This window comes from Kitasatospora azatica KCTC 9699 (assembly GCF_000744785.1).
GTDB classification, from domain to species: Bacteria; Actinomycetota; Actinomycetes; order Streptomycetales; family Streptomycetaceae; genus Kitasatospora; species Kitasatospora azatica.
Window position 1 is genome coordinate 1 of the sequence record NZ_JQMO01000001.1, and the last position, 21,972, is coordinate 21,972.

The 21,972-nt window shown below is 69.5% G+C and carries 19 protein-coding genes; 4 read left to right on the forward strand and 15 right to left on the reverse strand.

Going from position 1 to position 21,972, the window contains the following annotated elements:
• Both BR98_RS00005 and BR98_RS35780 read left to right on the forward strand, forming a co-directional pair.
• Positions 1 to 745 (forward strand): IS256 family transposase (locus BR98_RS00005; RefSeq protein WP_035838562.1); only part of this gene is annotated, 745 nt, incomplete at its 5' end.
• 399 nt (positions 746 to 1,144) lie between these two features.
• Positions 1,145 to 1,738 (forward strand): hypothetical protein, encoded by a 594-nt coding sequence (locus tag BR98_RS35780; protein WP_157537154.1) that lies wholly within the window; start codon positions 1,145 to 1,147, stop codon positions 1,736 to 1,738.
• A 243-nt stretch (positions 1,739 to 1,981) separates the two neighbouring features.
• Here the strand turns inward: BR98_RS35780 and BR98_RS00015 are convergent, their stop codons facing one another.
• Together BR98_RS00015 and BR98_RS00020 are read right to left on the reverse strand one after the other, a co-directional pair.
• Complete coding sequence (locus BR98_RS00015) at positions 1,982 to 2,296, reverse strand: hypothetical protein (protein WP_035838564.1); 315 nt, start codon at positions 2,294 to 2,296, stop codon at positions 1,982 to 1,984.
• Between the two features lie 549 nt (positions 2,297 to 2,845).
• Entirely contained in the window at positions 2,846 to 3,997 is a 1,152-nt protein-coding gene (locus tag BR98_RS00020; RefSeq protein ID WP_232247170.1) for an ISAs1 family transposase, read from the reverse strand.
• Positions 3,998 to 4,313: 316 nt separating this feature from the next.
• On the opposite strand from BR98_RS00020, the gene BR98_RS00025 reads away from it, so the two are divergent.
• Complete coding sequence (locus BR98_RS00025) at positions 4,314 to 5,351, forward strand: hypothetical protein (RefSeq protein WP_035838566.1); 1,038 nt, start codon at positions 4,314 to 4,316, stop codon at positions 5,349 to 5,351.
• Between the two features lie 799 nt (positions 5,352 to 6,150).
• Here BR98_RS00025 and BR98_RS00030 read toward each other — a convergent pair.
• The 10 genes from BR98_RS00030 to BR98_RS00070 all read right to left on the reverse strand — a co-directional run bounded on the left by BR98_RS00030 (position 6,151) and on the right by BR98_RS00070 (position 18,085).
• Positions 6,151 to 6,369, reverse strand: coding sequence for a hypothetical protein (locus BR98_RS00030; protein ID WP_035838569.1), 219 nt, complete (start codon positions 6,367 to 6,369; stop codon positions 6,151 to 6,153).
• Between the two features lie 122 nt (positions 6,370 to 6,491).
• The gene (locus BR98_RS00035; RefSeq protein ID WP_051969106.1) at positions 6,492 to 8,819 is read right to left on the reverse strand and encodes a DEAD/DEAH box helicase; all 2,328 of its coding nucleotides are present in this window, start codon (positions 8,817 to 8,819) and stop codon (positions 6,492 to 6,494) included.
• Positions 8,820 to 8,926: 107 nt separating this feature from the next.
• Positions 8,927 to 9,562: a hypothetical protein gene (locus BR98_RS00040; RefSeq protein WP_232247171.1), complete on the reverse strand. Its 636-nt coding sequence runs from the start codon at positions 9,560 to 9,562 to the stop codon at positions 8,927 to 8,929.
• On the reverse strand, positions 9,559 to 10,185 hold the full coding sequence (locus tag BR98_RS40705) for a tyrosine-type recombinase/integrase (protein ID WP_232247179.1): 627 nt from the start codon (positions 10,183 to 10,185) through the stop codon (positions 9,559 to 9,561). Before BR98_RS40705 ends, BR98_RS00040 begins: the two co-directional genes overlap by 4 nt.
• Positions 10,080 to 12,008 (reverse strand): hypothetical protein, encoded by a 1,929-nt coding sequence (locus BR98_RS00045; RefSeq protein ID WP_232247180.1) that lies wholly within the window; start codon positions 12,006 to 12,008, stop codon positions 10,080 to 10,082. The genes BR98_RS40705 and BR98_RS00045 overlap by 106 nt, the downstream gene beginning before the upstream one ends.
• A 101-nt stretch (positions 12,009 to 12,109) precedes the next feature.
• Positions 12,110 to 13,267, reverse strand: coding sequence for a tyrosine-type recombinase/integrase (locus tag BR98_RS00050; RefSeq protein ID WP_232247172.1), 1,158 nt, complete (start codon positions 13,265 to 13,267; stop codon positions 12,110 to 12,112).
• A 171-nt stretch (positions 13,268 to 13,438) separates the two neighbouring features.
• Entirely contained in the window at positions 13,439 to 14,668 is a 1,230-nt protein-coding gene (locus BR98_RS00055; RefSeq protein WP_051969108.1) for a DEAD/DEAH box helicase family protein, read from the reverse strand.
• Positions 14,669 to 14,779: 111 nt separating this feature from the next.
• Positions 14,780 to 15,487, reverse strand: coding sequence for a hypothetical protein (locus tag BR98_RS00060; protein WP_035838572.1), 708 nt, complete (start codon positions 15,485 to 15,487; stop codon positions 14,780 to 14,782).
• On the reverse strand, positions 15,484 to 17,748 hold the full coding sequence (locus tag BR98_RS00065) for a hypothetical protein (RefSeq protein ID WP_035838575.1): 2,265 nt from the start codon (positions 17,746 to 17,748) through the stop codon (positions 15,484 to 15,486). The genes BR98_RS00060 and BR98_RS00065 overlap by 4 nt, the downstream gene beginning before the upstream one ends.
• A 7-nt stretch (positions 17,749 to 17,755) precedes the next feature.
• Positions 17,756 to 18,085 (reverse strand): helix-turn-helix transcriptional regulator, encoded by a 330-nt coding sequence (locus BR98_RS00070; RefSeq protein ID WP_035838579.1) that lies wholly within the window; start codon positions 18,083 to 18,085, stop codon positions 17,756 to 17,758.
• A gap of 421 nt (positions 18,086 to 18,506) precedes the next feature.
• On the opposite strand from BR98_RS00070, the gene BR98_RS00075 reads away from it, so the two are divergent.
• Positions 18,507 to 18,905 (forward strand): hypothetical protein, encoded by a 399-nt coding sequence (locus BR98_RS00075; protein WP_035838581.1) that lies wholly within the window; start codon positions 18,507 to 18,509, stop codon positions 18,903 to 18,905.
• Between the two features lie 347 nt (positions 18,906 to 19,252).
• Here BR98_RS00075 and BR98_RS00080 read toward each other — a convergent pair whose 3' ends face one another.
• Genes BR98_RS00080 through BR98_RS00090 form a run of 3 tightly spaced genes read right to left on the reverse strand, consistent with a single transcriptional unit; the run spans position 19,253 to position 21,971 of the window.
• A complete protein-coding gene (locus BR98_RS00080; protein WP_063774684.1) occupies positions 19,253 to 19,882 on the reverse strand; it encodes an isoprenylcysteine carboxyl methyltransferase family protein in 630 nt (209 codons plus the stop codon).
• Positions 19,883 to 19,924: 42 nt separating this feature from the next.
• The gene (locus tag BR98_RS00085) at positions 19,925 to 20,857 is read right to left on the reverse strand and encodes an acyl-ACP desaturase (protein ID WP_035838583.1); all 933 of its coding nucleotides are present in this window, start codon (positions 20,855 to 20,857) and stop codon (positions 19,925 to 19,927) included.
• A gap of 58 nt (positions 20,858 to 20,915) precedes the next feature.
• Entirely contained in the window at positions 20,916 to 21,971 is a 1,056-nt protein-coding gene (locus BR98_RS00090; RefSeq protein WP_232247173.1) for a type III polyketide synthase, read from the reverse strand.
• Position 21,972: the final 1 nt, after the last annotated feature.

The window sequence follows — 21,972 nt, forward strand, 5'->3', positions numbered from 1 at the left end:
CTACCTGGACGCGACCTACTGCAAGGCCAGGGTCGAGCACCAGATCGTCTCCCGGGCCGTGGTCGTGGCCACCGGCATCACCGAGGACGGCGGCCGCGAAGTGCTCGGGGTCATGGTCGGCGACAGCGAGACCGAACTTTTCTGGACCGAGTTCCTTCGCTCGTTGCGCGAACGCGGCCTTGCCGGAGTCCGGCTCGTGATCGGCGACCACCACCTCGGGCTGGTCAAGGCCATCCGCAAAGTCATGCTCGGGGCCTCCTACCAACGCTGCAGGGTCCATTTCCTACGGAATGTGTTCAGCGTGATCAACAAGGAAGCCGGCGAGATGGTCGCCGCGACGATCCGCACGGTCTTCGCCCAGTCCACCGCCGAGGGGGTCCGCACCCAACTCGACACCGTCGCCGACATGCTCGGCGCCCAGTTCCCGAAGGTCAAAGCGATGCTGCTGGAAGCGAAGGACGACCTGACCGCCTTCGCCGTCTTCCCGGAACGACATTGGAAGAAGATCCAGTCCACCAACCCGCTGGAGCGGATCAACCGCGAGATCAAACGCCGCACCGACGTCGTCCAGGTCTTTCCGAACGACGACGCGCTCCTGCGACTGGTCACCGCCGTGCTCTTCGAGCTCCACGACGAGTGGATCGCCTTCCCCCGCCGCTACCTGCCCGAAGGCAGCATGGACCAGCTCTACCCTGCCAAGCTCCCCGAAAGCGCCCCCGCACTACCCAACACGCCCACCGACTGATCGGCTACACCACCAAGCGGGACACGACCAGCGAAACAGAAAAGCCGTGCGGGGTGCAGCAGAGGGAAACCGAATTCAGGCACGCAAGAAAGGGGCCTACGCCTCTCGCGGCCGACACAACACCAGCCATTCCCGCCCTCCCAGAAATCCCGCTAGATGCCCCCGAGGCAATCATCAGGACGACGACACCAAACCGAACACCACCCAGCAGACCGGACCGAACGGTGGCACCAGAGCCGGACGCCGAAGCAGCCGGGCACGGCCCGGACGGCGACCAGGGCGCAGCGGCGCGGACACGGCTGGCGGTTCTCAACGAAGGCCCGGGCGCAGCAACGGGCAGCGAGGCTGGCGGTGACATCGGCCCCGGAGCGGATACCGGTCTTTGATGCAATGACCGCTGTGACGATCCCCTGGACACTCCACCGCTCCGAATTCCTGCGGCTGGCTCGCCTGCTCGAACCCGCCGTACCGGCGACCACCATGCTGTCGACCTGGGACGCCGACGAGGCAGAGCTGGCCATCGAGGACCTCGCCGACCAACTCTCCGACCGTCACACCCCGCTACGGCGCGCGGACCGGGCCGCCGTCCTCGAGTTGGCCGAAGCGCTCGGCGTATCGGCCAAAGCCACCTCCGCGGTGCGCTGGTGCCCCGACCTGGAAGCGGACGACCAGTGGTGGTGGGAGGTCGAGAACTCACCACGCGCCGCGGCAATCACCGTCGAACTCGCACGGGAGATCTCACCCGGCCATCCGCTCCACAACATCCCCCTCACCCCCTGGCTGGAGTGCGGGGCCTGCGACGACGTCCTCCTTCGCCTCGACGACGAGAACGCCCTCAACGGCAGAGCCCCGTATCAGGCAGCCGTCGTCCACCCCACCTGGTCCCGGCGCGCCGAAACCCCACCATGGCCCACCACCACCGTCTACGACGACGGGCTCCACGCACTCAACAGACTCGAAACCTGCTACCGAACCACCCCGGACGAGGACTAGCCCCACCCAACCCGACAGCAACCCAGGACGAGGCCGGCAACCAGGGTGGCCTGACGGCCGCCCAGCCAACCGGCCAACGACGGCGCAGCGGGCACGGTCGGCGGCGCGGGCCCGGAGAGCAGCCGACAGGCCACAGCGGGACGGCCTGGCGGCCGACCAGGACGGCGGGCCGGGCACCGGCAGGCCAGCGGGTACCGCGAGCGTGCCGCCACACCACGCCCGGCCTGACACCCAGCCAGACGCTCAGTCAGCCGCCCGCCACTTCGGCGCGCGGCGCCGTAGCACCCAGCGAAGGACGGCAACCTCGGCAAGTGCGACAAGGACGACCAGGGCGTTGAAAGCCGGGTCGCTCAACGTACCGCCAACACCGGTCGCGACCAGCGGAAGCGCCGCCGGCGCAGACACCACCGCAAAGCCAACCGCAGGCAACTCACCGGAACCAGACAACGGATCGGCCCAAGGCTGCACCGTCGTCCAGACCCCGAGCACGACGAGCAGCACGGCATACCCGAGAAAGACGGTGCGGCCGGCAGTGAAACGTCTCGGGCAAGCGGTCATGGCCAGATGCTGCCACGTGCCGACACACAGACACGCAGCGGGACTGCTGCCGGGGCCGCCGCAACCACCAGCACCAAACCGAACACCGCCCCCACCAACCACCCCACACCCCGACCAATCCGACCCGAGTTCAGAACACCACAGGCAGCCAATCCACAAAAACAGCCGCACAGAATTCCAACCCGAATACAGACTCATAGCACCCCGACCGACCCCACCAACGGGCCGACAGGGCCCCGATCCCACCAGACACCACACACAGTCACCAATCTGGCCCCGACACCCCAGGCCGGACACCCCACTAACCCCCACAACAAACCCAACTAAAGGTCCAGACAACATGGCTTACAGGACCATCCACGCCCCAAGACAACAACAGGTCACACCTAGCGCCTTCGCCGGGTAGAGCTTCGCGTGGAGCACCCGCGTCTCCCACCACGGATCGTCAGGAGCGGAGACCAGCGCGGCCACCAGCTCCCGCTTGGACGGCACCGTCAGCACCAGCGGCAGGGGCGTTTCAAAGTCCCGGTGATCATGTAGACCGGCTGGTCAGGCGATGCCCAGGAGGTCCAGCGGCCTGTTGAAGGGCTCGTAGGAGACGTGGCGGAGGCCGGCAGCGATGTTGCGGTGTCCGTGCTGTCGCAGCGTGTTGATCGCCAAGTTGCGGAGGGTCGCCATGTTCTCGGGTCCGTGGCCGGTGCGGATCTTCGAGGCGTCCTCGCCGAAGGTGGTGTCGCGGACGAAGTGCAGCCGGTTCTCGATGGTCCACTGTGACCTGGCGAGCTGGCCCAGGCGCTGGGGTGAGGCTTCTTGTGAGGTCAAGTCGGTGATCGCATAGACGGTCTGACGGCTCACGGTGCCAACCTTGAGGTCGGTGCGGTGTCGCAGGATCCGCACGGCCTGGACGGCGTGGGGAAAGTCCAGGCCGAGACCGGTGATGGTGAGTGCCCTGGTCACGCGGGTCTCCTTGCGGCCGTGGCCGATCTCGCGGTCGTAGCGCCTCGCGGTGACGTCCTTCCACGGCAGTGACCGCAGCCGGCGGTGCAGCTCAGGCTGGTTGGCCTTGACCACCAGCAGGTAGTGGGCCTTCTTCTCCTCCACGAGGAAGCGCGCGTGGGCGCGCTGGGTGTGCAGGGCGTCGGCGGTGACGGTGATCCCGGTCAGGTCGTAGGGCTCCAGCAGCGTGGCGAAGCACGTGATTTCGTTGGTCTTGTCGGGAACCCGTAGCTGGGTGACGGTCCGGCCGTCACCGGTCATCGCGGCCAGCAGGTGGGCGGCGGGAGTCTGGCCGTTCCGGGAGCCACGGGCGGTCTTGCCGTCCACGGCCACCGAGTCCGCACCGCCGGGATCAGCACCGGTTAGATCGGCCAGGCCCCGGGGGCAGACCAGGTTGACGACCCGTCGGATCGTGGCGGCGCTCGGCCCGATGCGCACCCCCAACGCGCCCGCCACACGAGCACCCAGCCGGGCCAGGGCCTGCTGCGGAGCATTCGCGGACCACTGGCCGATCGCCGCATACGAGCGCGCGCCGGCGACCACCGCCGAGGCAGCAACCAGCAGCACCGCCACGAACGGGTGACGCACACCGCGCCGCCGACGCGGATCCGGCAGCACCCGCAACCGCTCCACCAGCGAGAGTCCCGCCACCTCCTCCAGAGTGGGCGACTTGACGAGACAGACGGTGGCAGACTGACGGCACATCGAAGCTCCAGCGGTTCAAGGCGACTTGGCAAGGTCACCTCGTTCAACTGGAGCTTCGATGCGTACGTGACGGGCCTACCCGGACCCTCCAGACCGCTCTGGCCTGCGAACTCATGTGATCACCAGGACTTTGAAACGCCCCTGGCACCAGCGGGCCCACGTCCTTTGCAGCGCGGGCCTGCACGCACTGCGGGCACTCCAGCCGGTCCGGACGACGCGGCGCCGGAAGATCGTGAGGACGGCTGAAGCCCTGACGGTTCCCATTGCTGCCCCAAATAGGAAGAGCAACTGCTCGCGTTGCCCGTACCCTCCCGGTATGGCACCAGATCCTCAACCTCGCAGCGTCTACCTGGACTTGAACCACTGGTATGCCCTTGGTGACGCCTTGGCAGGCGAGCCGCAGCAGGCAAACCATGTAGCCGTCCTTGAAGACCTGGCGCAGCAGGCCGAGCAGGGGCGGCTAGTGTTCCCGCTGTCGGTGGTGCACTACATGGAGTTGGCTGAGAATCCCCGCGACCACCAGCGGCAACGAGCGGCTGATGCGATGATGAAGCTGTCACGAGAGCCCGTAACCATCGCCCCGCTTTCAAAGATCATCGACGAAGAGCTGTCGCAGGAGCTACACCGCCGGCTCCGACGTCCCATGTTCCCCATCAAGGTGAAGAAGTTCGGCGTCGGTGCCGGCTTCGCCGCTCTCGGCGAACCCCGGCAGCTGAGGCTGATCGGCGGAACGGCCGAGGACCGCCTGCAGCTGGCGGCCCGTATGGGGACGACGGTCAAGGATCTCGAGAGGGAGGCCAACACGCGTGCTGAGTACATGTTCTTGGCTGGTCCCTCAGCTGGAGAACGCGTCCAGATCCCCGGGTACGACCCGTACGCGGCGCGCGGCATCGCCGACAGGGAGCTCGACAGCTTCAACGTCATGGTGAACACCCTGCGCACCATGCCCGAGTACGGCTCCCGCCCATTGGACCTCATCTGCGCCCGCCAGCTGTCCTTCGACATCATCGACAACTACACGCGCGCGCTGATCAGCGCGGGCTACACGAAGAGCAGCCCGTGGCACAGCAAGGAAGATCTCACCGACTTCCTGATGTCGCTTCCCTCACGACGGGTGGCCTCGCTGATCCAGTTTCACTACCTCCAGGACATCCACCGCAACTGGTCCATCAACGACCTGCGCGACATCACCGCCCTGTCGATGGCCATCCCCTACTGCGACATCGTGGTGACCGACAAAAAGGCATGGGACACCGCCACCAACCGCGCGCGCCTGGACCGGGAGTTCAGTACCGCGATCTTCTCTCGCCTCAACGATCTCTCCGACCACCTCCAGTACAGAGCGAAGTCCTGACACGCAGAGGTCCAGGAGCGCACTGATTGCCAATCGGACCGGTTTGGCGGGCTGTTTCGGCGTGCACTTCGTCGTTCAAGTTGATGATGGTCTCAAAAAGTGAAGCGGACCGCAAAGTTTCTGCGGTCCGCTCTTAGCTCACATCTTCCGATCTAATTTTGGTGGAGCCATCAACTCAGTCACGTGAAATATGGCGCCATGCGACTGCGCATCCCTTCACCATAATTCCAACGGTTCCTCCGAGAAGTAGGTACTGCCACCCCATGATGCTGAGGAATACTGCAAATCCGATGATGCTGACGAACACTACGAGGTTCCTACGAAACGTTCGTGCTTCGCTGTCATCCTTGGCACTAGTTCCCACGTTGGATACTTCCCGTGTACGAGATGAGTCTCCCGAACTAGTACCGTCTCCTACATGGGAACTCTTGTCATCATCTCCGATTGCTTCGCTACGTTCAACCGAGGTACTGTAGACATGCTGAACAGTGATGGTCGATGTTTCCGTGTAATTGGTTGCACTCATTGACTCGTCCTCATTTCAGTAGTGTTTAAGAAAACATCGGAAGACGCCCGGGCCAGTCTTGGCGGACGCCCGGGCGCTTTCGCGTGTGGAATTCCCAGGATAGCACCGACGGGCAGGCACGAAAGGGCCCGGCAATTCACGCGCCCCGGCCATCGCCAGGGAATTGACGTGAGCTGCAGAAATGCCCTGGAAAGGGCTGACTGACCCGGCCCATTGGCCGACCACAGATGCCTGCCTGTGGTCCTTCAGCCGCGCCCACCACGGGCCATCCGCCTAAGCGGCGTGCTCACCGTGGCAGTCGGGACGGGCAGATGTGCGAACAGGTCGGCTGTCGGCGGTGACGGCCCTGCAGTGCGTCCAGTAGCTCGACCTGGTGGGGGCGAGCTTGCCGTCGGTACGGGCCTTGTCCTGCTTGCGCAGCCAGGCACCGGGGCGGAACGCGAGGTCCGCGTCGGCAGCGGTGAGCGTGCCGCTGGCCTTCAGGTAGGCCACCGTGCGGCGGTAGGAGCGGAGCCTGCGCGCCGAACTGCTGGACTGGCTGGGCAGCGTTGCGGATGCGGCCGCCTGGGGAGCAGGCAGCGAGGAGGACGTGGCGGCGGGGCGTACGGGGCGGGTCAGCCGGTGACGGTCTCGGCGTGCCGGTGGAGCGCGTCCAGGAGCGCGGTCTGGTGGTCGGTCAGCTTCCCATCGGTGCGGGCCTTGTCCTGCTTGCGCAGCCAGGTGCCGGGCCGGAACGCCGCGTCGTCGCCGAGGCCGGTGCGGTTCGCCGGGCCATCGAGGATGCCGCCGGCGGCGAGGTAGGCGAGCAGGCGGCGGTACGACCTGTTCCAGTCCGGCTCCAGGCGCCACAGCTCGTCCAACGCGTCCAGCTTCGCGACCTGGTCCTTGGTCAGGTTGTCGGCCTTGCGCTGGCGGCGCATCCACGCCCCCACCGCGTAGTCGTCCAGCTTCGCGGTCGCCGGGATCGCCAGGTGGCCGTACTGTCGCTGGAACGCGGCGGCGTAGGCGGCGCCGCGCTCCCAGGCGTTGGCGTTCTTCGACCAGATCATGCCGAGCGCGTCCAGCTCGCTGACGCGGGCCGGGTCGAGCAGGCCCTGGCCGCCCAGGTGGCGCTGGCGGGCGAGCCAGGAGATCAGCTCGACGTGCTTCGCCTTGTCGGTCGGGTCGAGGTGGCCGTGCTCGATGTGGAAGACCGCCGCGACCGCGTGCATCCGCTGCCACTCGGCAGCCCGCGGGTTGAACGCCCGCAGCTTCACGGTCTGCAGGATCCGCGCCGCGTGCTGCCGGGCGTTGATCCGCAGCCACTCGATCGGCGACTCCACCGGGGCCGGCTGCTGCTCGGCCTCCCCCGCTTCGGGGGCCGCGCTCTCGGCAGGCTTGGCCGCGGTGGTGTGTGCGGTGCCCTGCGAGCGGCAGGCGCGCAGTTCGGTGATCCGGCCGACCACCCGGGCGTCGTGGGCCGCGAGGGCTCGCAGGACCCGCCAGATGGTGCGGAAGGAGCTGGCTTCGATCTCGGCGTCGGCCTCGGCCTTCACGGCTTCGCCGGCGTCGTGGACCTCGGACGGGTCCGCGGCGGCGGTGTCGTCGCCGACCACGGGCGTCGGGAGGTAGACCGGGATGATGACCCAGGACACCTTGCCCTGCCGGTAGGACTGGCGCAGCGCACGGCCGACTGCCTGGACGATGTCGATGACGCTCGACTTCGGGTCCGCGAAGCACACCGAATCCACAGCTTGGACGTCGATGCCTTCAGACAGGAGCCGAGCGTTGCAGAGGATCCCGCACTCCTCGCCGTCCTCGCCGGTGTGGGCCTTGAACTCCGTGAACGCGGCCCGGCGGTCGCCCAGGCGGTCGGTGCCGGCCACCGCCTTCGCCCAGATCCGCTCCGGGCGTTCCGCGTCGGGCAGCAGTTCCGCGGCCTCCAGCAGGGTGCCGGCGAACTCCCGCGCCGAGGTCACCCGGGAGTGGAAGGTGATGACCCTGCGCAGGTCAAGGTCGGCGATCGCGCGCAGCACCGCGATCTGCAGGGCCAGGCGCAGCAGTTCCTCATTGGTGCGCTGGGATCGCAGGTCGGCGACGGCGGGGAGGTTGAGGAGGTCCCGCAGGTCTTCGTCGGTGACCACCGGGACGAGGACGCGGTAGTCGGCGAGGTAGCCGTGCTCGATCCCCTGGCCGAGGGTCCAGGTGAACACGGTTTTGCCGTAGATGGTTTCGTCGTCCATCGAGCAGATGACAGTGCCCTCGGCGACATCCACCACCTCGCGCGGCACCCGGGCCTCATCCACGATCCGCGGAGTGGCGGTGAAGTACAGCCGGCGTACGGCGGGAACCTGGTCGTCGGTGTGCACGGCCGCCCACGCCTTGCCGTCCGAGCCGGCCGTGCGGTGCGCCTCATCGACCACCACCAGGTCCCAGGCCAGGAGGCCGCACAACTGATGCGCCTGGACGATGCGCTCCAGCGAGGCATAGGTGGCGTACACGGTCACCGGCTCACCCGGTTCCGCGGCCTGGACCAAGTCGGCGATCCGGGCGGCCTGCGTGGACACCACGGCCTCGATGCGCCCGCCGGCCTCCGCGCTCTCCAAAGCCTCCTGGCGCGAGCACGCCGCCACCGCCAGGCCCCGTCGACCGCCCTTCGTGGACCAGGCTTCGGCGGTCTGCTCCAGCAACTCGATCGTCGGCACCAACACCAGCACCCGCCCCCGCGCGGCCAGGCGCCGGGAGCAGTTGGCGGCGATGAGGGTCTTCCCGGAACCAGTCGCGGCCACAATGGTCGCCCGGCCGCCGTCCTTCACCTCACGCACCGCGGCCGCGACCGCGTCCTTCTGGAACCCGTGCAGCGGCAGGACGCCATCGCGGGGCCGCGACGGGGCGGGTAGGCCGGGCTCCATCACGCGCGACGCCACCGCGACGGCGGTCGGCTCGGTGGTCGTGGTGTCCACGGGGTGGGTTTCTCCTTGCTGGGGGGGCGTGTTCGGCGGTGGGAGCCCGCGGCGGAGGAGTGCCGGGTCGGTCGTGTTCTGTCGGAACGCTCGCCTGAGCCGCCCTTTCAGACGTTATCGGACGGGGTGCGGCCGGGTTCTCGTCCGATGGCGGTGGCAGCGGGGTTCGGGCTGATGTTGATGTTCTCGTTGCGGATCATGCGGCGCAGGCTGGTGCGGGCGGCGGCGAGGTCGTTTTCGAGGGTGGTGATCTGCTGCTGGAGGTCGTTGTTGTGGGTGGTGGCTTGCTGGAGCTGGTCGGCGAGTTGGTGGTTGTGGTGGGTGAGTTCGTCGATGCGGGTGGTGAGGTCGTGGGTGGTGAGGGCGTCGAGTTGGCGTCCGAGGTGGTGGCGCACGGCGGTTTGGGTCTGGTCACGTTCTCGGCGTAGTTGCTTGATCTCTTGGCGGGCGAGTTCGAGTTCGGTGCGCAGGGTGGCGGTGGCCGAGGAGGTGGTGCCCGGGCCGGCCGGGGTGGGGGCGGGGCGGGTGGTTTGGCGGTGCTGGGCGGCTTGGATGTGGGGGCGGATGGTGTCGGTGTAGGTGAGCCAGGTGGAGACTCCGGCGGTGCGGGCGACGGTGGTGTGGGTGACGGGGTGGCCGTCGCGTTCGAGGGTGGTGATGGCGTCGAGGGCTCGCCGGCGTTTGTCGGCGCTGATGCGGGCGCGGGCGAGGGCGAGAGGGGCGGGGTTTCCGGTGCGGTTCACTGGCGGCCCGTGGGAGTGCGGTCGATGGCGATCAGGGGCAGGAGGGGGCGGGGTGCGCCTGCTCTGGCGCGGCGCAGGACGATGCTGGCTTCCTGGAGTTCGGAGCGTTCGTGGGCGGGCATGTCGGCCAGGTACCGGTTCATGCGGGTGACGACTTGCTCGAACACGGTGATCTGGGCGGTGAGGGCGGTGATGACGAAGTCGGCGGCGTCCATTGCGAGGGCGCTCTCGCGGTCGGCGCGCAGTTCGTTGATGTGCTGTTCGATGGCGGGCAGGTATGAGGGGTCGGGGCGGTAGAAGCCGCAGCCTGCGCACTGGAATCGGATCGGGCAGGAGGCGCCGCCGGCCTTCACGTTGGAGGGCTCGGTGCAGCCGCCGTATGGGACGGCGACCTGGCGCAGTTCGTAGGCGGTGGTGGAGGTCGGGGTATGGCTGCCGTGTCGGTCGACGACGTGGGCGCTGAGGGTGGTGACGGCGGCCCGTTTCCGTTTGAGGGAGACCTGGTAGTAGCGCTGGGTCATGGCGATGGACTTGTGGTCCATGAGCTCGCGCAGGACGTCGACGGGGGTACCAGCGTCCGCGTGGCGTTGGGCGTAGGAGTGGCGGAAGGCGTAGGGGTAGATGAGGGTGCGGTCGAAGGGCAGCGGGTTGCCGTGAACGTCGATACCCTCGCCGTACAGCTGGGGGATGGAGGCGACCCAGGTGCGCAGGGTCTCGCTGATGTAGCCGGGAGACAGGTAGTCGGCGTTGCTCTGCTCGGTGAGGGCAGGGAAGAGGTAGCGGTCACCTGAGGCGGCAGGTCCAGGTGGTTGCGGTGTTGCTGCCATTCGCGGATGGCCTGGGCCGTCGAGGCGGTGATCGGCAGACGGCGGCGGTAGCGGCGGCGTTTGTGGTTGTCCCAGATCAGGGAGGTCTGGCCGCGGTCGGTCTCCAGGCAGTCGCGGGACAGTGAGGCAACTTCCAGGGGGCGGCGTCCGGTGTCGCGCAGCACGGTGTAGACGGTGCGGTACAGCAGGTGGAGGTCGGCGGCGGGGATGTCGCGCCGGCCCGCGACAGTGCCGTGGCCGATCGTGTCGAGGTGGGCGTCGAGCTGGCGGATGACCGACTCGGGGATGGCCTTGCCGATCTCGTCCTCGTTGTCGTCGTCGCGGCCGACGGTGTGGTGGACCGCGTCGCGGCTGAACGTGCCGGCGAGGTCGTCGAGTACGTCGCTGCGGCGGCCGTAGTCGATGAGCTGGAAGAAGCTGCCGGTAAGGGCGTTGCGGTAGCCGGAGCTGTAGGGCGTGCCGTCGAGTTTGAGGGCGGTGCGGAAGCCGTCGATGACGGCGCTGACGTCGGCGAAGCGCAGCGCGGCCGGGTCATGGCCGGCTCCGGGTCGCTGCGCGAGAGCGCGGGAGGCGATGGTGGTGGCGCGCAGGGAGCGGTTGAACTCGTCGGTGCGGGGCTGCTCGGTGCTGGCCCACAAGCGCAGGACGCGGCGCAGCCAGGGCTGGTCGATGACCGGGGTGAGGTCGACCGTGGCGGGGAACTGGCGGCGGGTGCGGCCGTTGGTGGCACGCAGGCCGATCGCGCGCAGGTCCAGGACGTCCTCGCCGCGGGTGGGGCGGCCGGTGAACTCCTCGAAGCCCGCCCGTAGGGCGGTATGGATTTCGTTGAGGGTGCGCCGGTAGGCGGCGTCCTTGGGTGCCGAGAGCTGGATGGGTTCGTCGGACAGCAGGGTGGCGGCGCCGGTGTGGTCACGGACGAGGGCGCGGATCCTCGCAGGTCCAAGGACCCTGGCCCACTGGTCGACCTGCTGCAGCGCGTAGAGGACTTCTCGGCGTACCAGGTCGGTCAGGGGTGCGAGGCTGAACTGGTGGGCGGCGACGTACGGAACCTGGTCCGGCGCCCACGTGGCGATCGGGGTAGGACGAGTGCGGTTGTCGCGGGTCCACGCCCGTGAATGGAAGCCGCACAGCCCGGAGGCGTTGAAGGACGGGTTGGGGCAGACCGGAACCAGGCAGGGCACCTCATCGGTGAACGGGACCGCGATGTGGCTCCACCACTGGTCCTCATTGCCTCGACGCCGGTGGTAGTGCCAGGTTCCGTAGTGTGCGGAGCACAGGTCGCGGCAGTGCTTGGGACGCACGCACCGCACCCCGTCGCGGGTCACGGCGCAGCGGACGACCACCAAGCCGCGCGGCGCCCGGCCGCGCTGGGGAACATGGGTCGCGGCAAACTCCTGCGCGCCCAGGCTTGATGCCTTGAGGCGGTCCTCGCACATCGTGCAGAAGCTGTTGCGGGCATTGACCACCTGGTCGCAGGCCGCGGTGCGGCAGGCCGACGCGACGGTGCGGGGGTTATCGAGGCGGCCGGTGAACAGCCAGCGTCCCTGGTCCCACTCCCCCTCCCACCACGTCGGGTCGGTGTTCTCGGCGAGCCACGTGGCCCAGGCGGCCGGCTCCACTCCCTGAGGCAAAACGATCTCGCCCGGCTGCCGGCCAGGCCGCGGTGGCGTTGCGGGCCCCGGGGGCAGCAGGCGCAGGTTCCCGGCGAGGGGCGTCGGCGTCATCGGTTCTCCCGCAGGGTTTGGAGCCGCTCGACCGCGGCGCGGGTCTCGGTGTCGTCCACGTGCCGGTAACGCTCCATCGACAGCGGCGAGACACGTCCGAGGAGGTACTGCACGACGTCGCGGTCCACGCCCTCGCGCAGCCACGTCGTCGCGGCAGAGTGGCGCAGCATGTGCGGGCGGCAGGCGTGGCGGGCCGCGCGGGCGAGCCGGTCGAACATCTCCTTGGTGTTGGGGTACGACATCGCCCGCCCGAGCGGTGAGCGGAACAGGTTCACGAAGACCATGTCGCCCTCGGCGGCCGCGGCCACGGCGTCGCGTTCATAGCGGTAGGCGGTGTAGAGCGCCACGAGATCGGCGGTGACGGGGATGGTGCGGGGCTTGCGGGTCTTGGCCAGCGCGCGGTTCGGATTGTCGGTGCGCCGGTGGACGTGGATATGAGGGCCTTCGGTGGTGCAACCGAGCGCGCGGGAGGAGGCGAGCAGGTGCATGTCCTGGCGACGCAGCCCGAGCGCTTCACCAATCCGCACCCCCGTACAGGCCAGCAGCGCGACCAGGAACCGATCCCGCGCCCTGGGTGCGAGGCCGATCATGTGGGCGATCTGATCTGACGACAGGTCCTCGTAGCGGGGGTCGGTGAGCCGGAAGCGGAACGCGGCCGCGTCCACCGTGCGGAACTGGTTGTCCTCCCCCGCGTCGTAGCCAGCCGGTAGATGGACCAGGTACTTGGGCTGCGACAGCAGGCCGGCCACCCGGGGTGCGACCCAGCCGTTCGCCACGCAGAACCGCAGGAGCCCGGCAACAGCCGTCATCACCGCGTTCGCCGTGTTCTGCGACCGGAAGGCCGGCCTGCCCTGCCGCAGAATGCGGCCGCGAGGCGGCAGCGGCTCGGTCACCAGCCACCGCTGGAAGCCCGACAGCGACAGGAAGCTCGGCGCCCGCCAGTCCAAGCGCCGCCGGGCGCAGTGGTTCAGGTAGAGCACGACACGGCCCGCATAAGCGCGCTCGGTGTTCGACGACAGCCCCCGCGAGCGCAGCGACGCGATGAACGCCGTTGCTTCCAGGTGCAGTTCCAACGTGACGGTATCGGCTACCACCCAGCGTGCCTCGCCGGTGGCCGGGGCGACCGCTCGCTCCGCCATGAACCCTGGATCCATGGACCGCACCGTAGCCACAACCACCCGAGCAGTACCCGTCGTTGACCCAGGCATTCATCCCCGCAGGTGACACCCACAGCAAACGTGCCTCACACACCACCAACACCCGCTACAGGACCACATCACCGCAGCTCAGCACCACACCAAACGTCACCCACACCGACACCAGCCCTAGATAACGTCGATGCCTTCCGTCAGGAGGCGACTGTTGCAGAGGATGCCGCACTCCTCGCCGTCGTCGCCGGTGTGGGCCTTGAAGTCGGCGAACGCGGCGCGGCGGTCCTTGAGGCGGTCGGTGCCGGCCACCGCCTTCGCCCAGATCCGCTCCGGGCGCTCCGCGTCCTCCAGCAGCTGGGAGGCGTCCAGCAGGGTGTTCGCGAACTCGCGGGCCGCCGTGACCCGGGAGTGGAAGGTGATGACCCGGCGCAGGCCGAGGTCGGCGACCGCGCGCAGCACCGCGATCTGCAGCGCCAGGCGCAGCAGCTCCTCGTTGCTGCGCTGGGAGCGCAGGTCCGCGATGGCCGGGAGGTTGAGCAGCTCGCGCAGGTCCTCGTCCGTGACCACCGGCACCAGGACGCGGTAGTCGGCGAGGTAGCCGTGCTCGATCCCCTGTCCGAGGGTCCAGGTGAAACAGACCTTGCCGTAGATCTCCTGCGAGTCCATGGAGCAGAGCGCGGGCAGCTTCTCGCCGTCGGCGAGGTCGGCCAGGCCGTCCTTCGCGCGCCGGTCGTCGGCGATCCGCGGGGTCGCGGTGAAGTAGACGCGGCGCTTCGCGGGCACGTCCGCGTCATTGTGGATCGCGGCCCAGGCCTTGCCCTCCGCGCCGGCGGTGCGGTGCGCCTCGTCGATGACCACCAGGTCCCACTCGGGCAGGCCGAAGTCGTGGTGGGCCTGGACGATGCGCTCCAGTGAGGCGTAGGTCGCGTACACGGTCACCGGCTCGCCGGCCTTCTCCTTGGCGACCAGGTCGGCGATCCGCGGGGCCTGCGTGGTCACCCGGGCATGGACCCGGCCTCCGGCCTCCGCGCTCTCCAAAGCCTCATCCCGCGAACAGGCCGCGACAGCCAGCCCCCGGCGACCGCCCCGCAACGACCACGCCTCCGCGGTCTGCTCCAGCAACTCGATCGTCGGCACCAGCACCAACACCCGGCCCTTCGCCGCCACGCGCCGGGCGCAGCCAGCCGCAATCAGCGTCTTGCCGGAGCCGGTCGCGGCGACCACCGTGGCGCGGCCGCCGTCCTTCACCTCGCGCACCGCAGCCGCCACCGCGTCCTTCTGGAACCAGTGCAGCGGCAGCGGGTTCACCGCGGCGGTGCCGGACGGCTGCGCCGGGACCGGCTGCCCGGCTGCGGCGCGGAACGCGGCCGGCACGTCGGCCTCGGTGGCGGTGGTGGTCTCCACGGCGGTGCTTCTCCTTCGGATGCTGAGACGGCGGGACGAGGCGGTGCTGTGGAAAGGTCGGAGGCGGCCTCTCCCCGGGGCCAAGTCATGGATGGGGAGAGGCCGCCCGGACTACTGCTGGTCCTCGGGGATCCAACCCCTCACCTCCAGATACGCAATATCGGCGTCCTCGACGGCGCGGCCGGTCTCCACCAGCCACTCCCGCATCGCCTCGGTCACGTCGCCGTGGTGGTCCGCGACCCGCTGGGACCACTCGGCGGCGTCGAACCCGCCGGTCGAGCTGGAGCCGTAGGTGCGCTCCTCGGTACCGTCCGCGCGCGGAATGAACCCGCGGCGCAGGCCCGGCGAGTCGTCTGCCGAACCGGCCGAGTGGACGTACTGGTTGGCCTTCATCCGGACGGTGAAGGCGAGGCGGCCTCCGGCCTGGCCGGTCTCGTGCACCACGGGCGCGAGGTGGCTCGCGCCGGACTTGATGGCCTGCTTCCCGGCCCGGCCAGCCATCGACCCGCCCGCCTCGCCGACCGTGTCCTTGCCGCGCACCCGCGCCTTCTGCCCGGTCTTGGTCCGGCGGCGGCTGGTGTTCGCCTCCGCGATCCCGGACAACGCCTCCTCGTCGCGCTCGCCGCCGCGCACCGCGCGGACCACCTGGCGCAGCGCGTTGACCATGGACGCGCCCTTGCCCTTGGTGAAGAACTGCGAGACCAGCGAGGTGTCGCGGCCGAGCATCTTGGCCACCTGCCGCTTGCTGTAGCCCTGGTCCAGCAACTCCTGGGTCAACCGGGCGGCTTCGTTCGGGTTGTTCGGGTCGGCCGGGCTCACTGGTCAGCTCCCTTCTCGGCGAGTTCGGCGCGGCCCAGGCCGCGCAGCTTGAGGTACTGCTCCTGGCTGGTCGGGTGCTCGACCGGGCCGGTCAGGTGGCCCTTGAGCAGGTAGTCCCCCGGTTCGCCCCGGTAGGGCCAGGGCTGTCGCTCGGTCAGGGCGATGCCGTCCGTGCCGAAGTAGACGACCGTGCCGGGCTTGGCGTGCAGGGCACCGGCGTAGCCGATGACCTCCTTGCCCTGCCGGTACTTCATGTCCAGCAGCGCCGCCCGCGCCCCCGACCACACGTAGGCGGCCCACTCGGGGTGCGCGTACGGGTCGCGGGAGAAGCCGGCCTGCCGCTGCCAGGTCACCACCTGGTCGTCCTGGCCGAGGATCTCGACCCCGGCGGGGAGGGTCTCGCCGAGCGGGGTGGTGCCGGAGACCAGACGCGGGCGCTGGGCGAAACCGCCCAGGCCGAACAGCAGCACGCTGCGCACCGCCCGGGACGCGAGGTAGGCGGCGGTGCGCTGGCGCTCGTCGCCGTGCAGCTTGGAGAGGTTGGTCAGGTCCGCCCAGGCCGCCTTGAGGCGCTTGCCCCACTCGTCGAGCGGCTTGCCGTCCTCGAAGAGCAGGCCGCCGAGAACCTCGATCCGCCACGGCGCGATGTGGTTCGACAGGGCGAGGTGGACCTCCGCGCCGCCCGCCCACGTGGTGAACGTGGCACCGGGTGTGGCCGGGTAGACCCAGGCACGGTCACCGGTCACCGGCGCCGGCAACAGCCCGACATGCTCCCATCCCTGAGGGACCATCACCTTAATGTTCCAGTGCGAGCAGGACATCAACGCCTTCGTCTGCTCCTGCTCACTCATCGCCGCGAACGCGGCGGCGGTGATCCGGCGCGGCGTGCCGACCGGCGACTTCCACAGGTGCTTGGCGTAGGCGAAGGTGCGGTCGTACTCCACCAGCGCGGGCAGCTGCTCCGGCACGCGCGGGGGCAGGATCAGCTCGGTGCGGCCCTGCCCGCCGGTCGCGTGCAGCAGACCCCGCAGCTCCTCCGACAGGACCGGGTAGCCGCCGGCCCACTTGCCGGTGGTCGGGATGGTGCGCGACCACAGGTCCCGGCCGGTCTGGCTCGGGGAGCCCATGAGCACGGCGTCGTCCCAGTGACGGCGCAGCGCCTGCCACAGCAGCGTGAACGCCTGGCGGCAGGTGACGACGTCGGCGCCGTCCGGGTCGAACCACTCCCCCATGGAGCGGATCTCGGTGCTGCCGCTGTCCGGGGCGCTCGCGGGGGCGTAGCGGCCGACGGGCTGGCGCTGGTGGACGAAGTGCCCGGCGAGCTTGTCCCGACCGGAGCCCACGGCGGTGGTCCACCGCTCGCTGGGGGTGTTCAGCCACGCGCTCACCGCGTCCTTGAGCGTGGAGTAGCGCTCGGCGCCGTCGTGCCAGGGGGCACCGGCGGTGATGTAGATCCGCTCCGTGCCGGGCGCGGTCGCGTGGACGGCGTCCAGGATCTCGCCCGGGGTGCGGGCGCCGAGGTCGACCCGGACGACCTGGTCGCGGACCGCGAGCATCCCGGCGGCCGCGTCCAGGAACACCGTGGAGCGGGCCTGCTGGACGAAGTTCGGGCGCTTGGAGACCAGGCCCGTGGTGACGGCCTCGAACCGGGCACCAGCCGGGCCCTCCGGGAGGGTGGGCAGCTCACGCGGACCGGCCTCGACCACCGGGCGCGGCGCGGCAGCGACCGGAGCTACCGAGACCGCCGGGATGACCGGCGCAGCGGCGGGGGCGGGCTGCTCGGCGACGGCCTGGTCCTCGACCTCGGTCGGTGCCTCGGTCACGGCCGGGGCCGGCTGCTCGAGTACGGGGGCCGGGCGGGTCAGCGCCGGGGCGACCGCGACGGCGGGCTCGTCGACCGGCTCGGCCACGGGCGCCGGGGCGACCGCGACGGCGGGCTCGTCGACCGGCTCGGCCACGGGCGCCGGGGCGGGCGCGGCCGCGGCCTGGTCGTCGGTCTTGGCGGCGCGGACGGCGGCCGGGGTCGGGTCCAGCAGCGGCGCGATCCGCACGACGTCGCCGACCGACAACCCGGAGGCCTTCGCGATGGCCGGCGCCTGGGCGCGCTCGTACCCCGCGAGCCCGGCCACGCGGCGCGAGCGCTGGGCGGTGAGCTTGTCCAGCTCCTTCTGCGCGGTGGCGACGACCTTCTCGGCGGCCGTGATCTCGGTGCGCAGCTCGCGCAGACCGGCGAGCTCAGCGGTGTACGTCTTGCGGTCCATCAGGGTGTCACTTCCCTTCCGTGGCATCAGTGCCGGTGTCGACGGGGCGGGCCCGGCGGGCGAGGGTGAGCCAGCCGTCCGGACCCTGGGTGCCGTGGACGTCGGCCAAGCCCGCGAGCAGGAAGGCGTAGGCGCCGCGCTTGGGGGCCCGCGGCTGCGCGGTGCCGGCCTCCCACTTGGCGAACGTCTCCCGCCGGACCTCCAGGGCCGCAGCGACCTCTTCCTGGGTGAAGTCGGCGGCCTCCCGCAGGCGCTTGCGTTCGACGGGATCGGGCAGGTCCCCGCCCCCCTGGGCTCGGGCGATCAGAGCGTCGACCGCCGCGAAAATCTCAGACATCACATACCTCCTATCGAAAAAGGTAGCACACCGCCTCTCGTCTATGCACGCTTTCATGCTCGCACGCATGCTCACATTGAAACGCTCTCTGAAACGCCCAGGGGGAGATGGCACCTGACGAGCACGTTCGTCCGCTTGGGGCGCGGGCCGCTGGCCGGGGTGGCGGACCCGAGCCGTGGCGTCGAGGTGTGGCTGCCCGATCAGGAGGGGCGCGTGCGCCCCGTCGAGGAGGCCGAGCGGTGCGAGCTACCGGCGCGGCATCCGGTCACCGGGGTGCCGCGGATTGCGGTCCGCCGGTGACCGCCACCGGGGTGCCGGCGCTCGACCGCCCGGGCGAGGCGGCTGGAGTGCCGACCGCCTCGACGGCCCGGGGCGGCGAAGGATCGACCAGAGACGAACGAGGAACAGGAGACGGGGAACGGTGAACGTGAGCGAGGACTTCCCGCAGGACCTGCTGGACCTGGAAGCCGCCCGGGTCGCGGCGCGCCGCGAAATCGACGTGTACGTGCGCACGGTCGAGGTCGCACGCCGTGCGGCCTTTCCCGGCCCGGAGCAGGCCGTCGAGCGCGGCATGTGGCCCGACGAGCAGGTGCAGCGCTGGCATGAGCTGCGCGCGGCCTACGCGGTAGCCGCTGCGGCGGTCAAGGCGCATCCCGTGCTGGTCGCGGCCGAGGCCGAGCGGCGGTTGTGGCCGGTCGAGGAGAAACTGCGCGGCCTCGTGCCGCAGGTCGAGGTCTTCGTCCGACCTGACACCGCTGCCGGCGGTGAGGAGGTGGTTGTGGTCCTCGGCGGAATCGAGCAGCACGCCTCGCCCGTCTGACATTCCGTCAGTGCCGGGCCGTGGCCGCCCCGACAGCCCTCATTCTGCTCTTCACGCGCTACGAGACCACTGTCAACGGGTTCGGAAACCGTGTGCCCCGGCCTGGGCGAGGCACGGCACCTGCCGTCGACCGCGCCGAGCCGGGACGCTCGCGACCGCAGTGCGGTCGCGAGCGCGGTGCGGTCGCGAGCGCGGTGCGGTCGCGAGCGCGGTGCGGTCGCGAGCGCGGTGCGGTCGCGAGCGCGGTGGAGCGCGTCCCGGAACAACGGTGCCCTGTCCGTTCGGCCTGCGCGCAGCGGCCGACCGCAGCCCACAGGTCCACGCGCGGGGACCTCGCCGATCGAGGCTCACGATGATGTGCGGGTAGGTGACGCGCAGCGCGAACAGCAGGGGTCCGTCGACGAGGTCGGCGAATAGCTCCACGAACTGCCCCGCGCCGCTGGTCCCACCTCGGGCCATAGCACCGCGTTCTCCGTGCGGACGCGGACGACGAGCCAAGGCGTGTTGGCGATGGTGAAGAGCATGGCAGTAATCCATGCGGTGTGGACAAGGGGCAGGGCGATGCCTTCGAACAGGACGATGAGGTAGTTGGGGTGCCGCATCCAACGGTAGGGCCCGGTGGTGACCAGTGGTAGCCCGGGCACGACGATGACGCGGGTGTTCCACCGGGGGCCGAGCGCCCTCATGCACCAGGCGCGGCCTGCCTGCACGAGGATGAGGACGGCCAGCGCCGGCCAGCCGATCAAAGGGACGAAGGCGCGTCCGGTGAGGGCGACCTCTGCAACAGCGCCAACGAGCAGGCAGACATGAAGGATGACTATGACGGGGTGGTGGCGTTGCCCGTGCTCGACGCCGCCACGGTCGATGGCCCATCGCGCGTTGCGACGGGCGGTTGTCACTTCGACCAGGCGCACGACGGCCACCGCGGTCACGAGAACGAACAGACTTACGGGGATTGTCACCCAGCCCAGGGACATGTCGGATCGTCTTTCTCACTCCCGGACGGCGGAATCTTCGTTTTAAGCGGTCGCGAGTCGGTTGAGGCGTTCGGCCAGGGCGCGGTATCTGCCGGCACGGTCCGCTGATTCCTCCATGTGCGCGGCGATCTCCTCCTGGGCGTGCTGTCCGACCGGTGTCAGTCCGGTGGTGTCGAGGACGCCGAGCATGCGGACGAAGGGAAGGGCGATGTCCTTGTAGTAGGTCTCCGGTGAGAGGATGCCCGACCTAGCCAGGGAGCTGATCAGCCGGCCGAAGCCGGGTGCGGCGTGGCCGGGGGGACGGAATGTCTTGAGGACTTTGGCCACAGCCTGAAGCGTTCGGTCGGGGTGCATTCGCATACACGCCTGGAGGGTGGTCCGGTAGAAGAGCATGTGCTGGTTCTCGTCGTGGGCGATGCGCTGCATCAGAGCCCCGCACGCCGGTTCGTCGCACAGTCGGCGGATTCCCTGGTAGCTGACGCGGGTGCCGAGTTCCTGGATGGTGACGTAGACCAGAGAGGCGATGAGGTCGCCGCGGTAGTCGATCTCGTAGCCGTGCTGCACATGCGCGGCGCGGGCGTCCTCCAGAAGCACCGGATCGGCACTGCGGGTGACCACGAGGTAGTCGCGGATGGCGGTGCCGTGCCTGGACTCCTCCACGGTCCATCGATTGACCCAGACACCCCAAGGGCCGTCGAGCGACAGCATCTCCCCAATCACCCGGTGGTAACTGGGCAGGTTTTCTTCGGTGAGCAGATTGTAAAGGAGGCCGTCCCGAGCGGCCGCCTTCAGTTTCTGCTGGGAGGGGTCCCACGGCTCCCCTTCGAGGAGACCGTCGTAGTCACGGCCCTGGCTCCACGGGACGTACTGGTGCGGGTACCAGTCGACGGCAGTCCGGAAGTGCGTGTCGAGTGCATCGGCGACCACCGGTTCGAGGTCGATCAGGATGCGTACGTCTGCGGGGATGGCGGGCACGGTCCGTGACGCCTTTCTTGTCATGCGGTCGGCAGGTTTCGGTGGCGGCGGGAGGCCCCTACCAGCGGAGGAGGACCAGTTCGATGGCGAACCCCGGCCCCATGGCGGCGACCAGGCCGGGTGTGTTCGTGGGGGGTGGTGTTTCCATGGCCGCGTGCAGGATGTCCAGTACGGAGACGGACGAGAGGTTGCCCCGCTCGGCCACGGAGCGCCGGGTGAGTTCCAAGGCGCCCGGCTGCAGGTTCAGGGCCTGCTGTACAGCGGTGAAGACCTTCGGTCCGCCACCGTGGATGATCCAGCTCGTGATCTGGTGCGGCGACAGCGCGTGCCGCGCGAGGAGCCCTTGAACGGCCGTGGGCAAGTGCTTCTCCGTGAGCGTCGGGACCTCGGGCGACAGCAGGATCCGGAAGCCGTGGGCGCCGATGTCCCAGCCAAGGACGTCCTCGGTGCCGGGGACCAGCAGGCTGTGAGTGTCCACCAGCTCAGGCCCGGCGGGGCAGCCGTCCCGCTGGGCTCCGACGGCCACGACGGCGGCCGCGCCGTCCCCGAAGAGGCTGCCGGCGACGATGTTCGCCACGGAGCCGTCCTTGAGTTGGTACGCCAGTGTGCACAGTTCCACGGCGAGCAGGACGGCCACTTGGTCGGGATGGGCCAGTAGGTAGTCATGCAGCCGGGCCAGACCTGCGGCGCCTCCGGCACAGCCGCTGCCGAACAGAGGGATACGTTTGACGTCCGGTCGTAGCCCGACCCGGTGGGCGAGCCGAGCCTCCAGGGACGGCACGGCCAGCCCTGTGACGGTGGTGCTGATCACCGCGTCGACCTCCTCCGGCTGGACGCCTGCGGTGCGCAGCGCGCCGATCAGCGCCCGTTCCCCCAGATCCATGGCGGTGTCGAGCCAGACGCGGTTCTGCTCGGTGAAGTCCTCCCGGCGGGCGAGATCGACGAGCTTGTCCAACGGCAGGGACAGCGAGCGGGTCTCCACACCCGAGTTGGCATGGATCTTGCGGAGGACCAGAGCGCCCGTCTCGGACTCCAGCAGCGTCGTGCAGGCCAGGGCGGCCAGGATCTCTTCCTGCCGGTATTGATACGGCGGGAAGACCGTCTGGATCGCCACC

Excerpts from the sequence above, each read along its gene's own strand:
- BR98_RS00015 (WP_035838564.1), bottom strand. The coding sequence starts at position 2,296 with ATGACCGCTTGCCCGAGACGTTTCACTGCCGGCCGCACCGTCTTTCTC.
- BR98_RS00020 (WP_232247170.1), bottom strand. The coding sequence starts at position 3,997 with ATGTGCCGTCAGTCTGCCACCGTCTGTCTCGTCAAGTCGCCCACTCTG.
- BR98_RS00025 (WP_035838566.1), top strand. The coding sequence starts at position 4,314 with ATGGCACCAGATCCTCAACCTCGCAGCGTCTACCTGGACTTGAACCAC.
- BR98_RS00050 (WP_232247172.1), bottom strand. The coding sequence starts at position 13,267 with ATGGATCCAGGGTTCATGGCGGAGCGAGCGGTCGCCCCGGCCACCGGC.
- BR98_RS00065 (WP_035838575.1), bottom strand. The coding sequence starts at position 17,748 with ATGGACCGCAAGACGTACACCGCTGAGCTCGCCGGTCTGCGCGAGCTG.
- BR98_RS00070 (WP_035838579.1), bottom strand. The coding sequence starts at position 18,085 with ATGTCTGAGATTTTCGCGGCGGTCGACGCTCTGATCGCCCGAGCCCAG.
- BR98_RS00080 (WP_063774684.1), bottom strand. The coding sequence starts at position 19,882 with ATGTCCCTGGGCTGGGTGACAATCCCCGTAAGTCTGTTCGTTCTCGTG.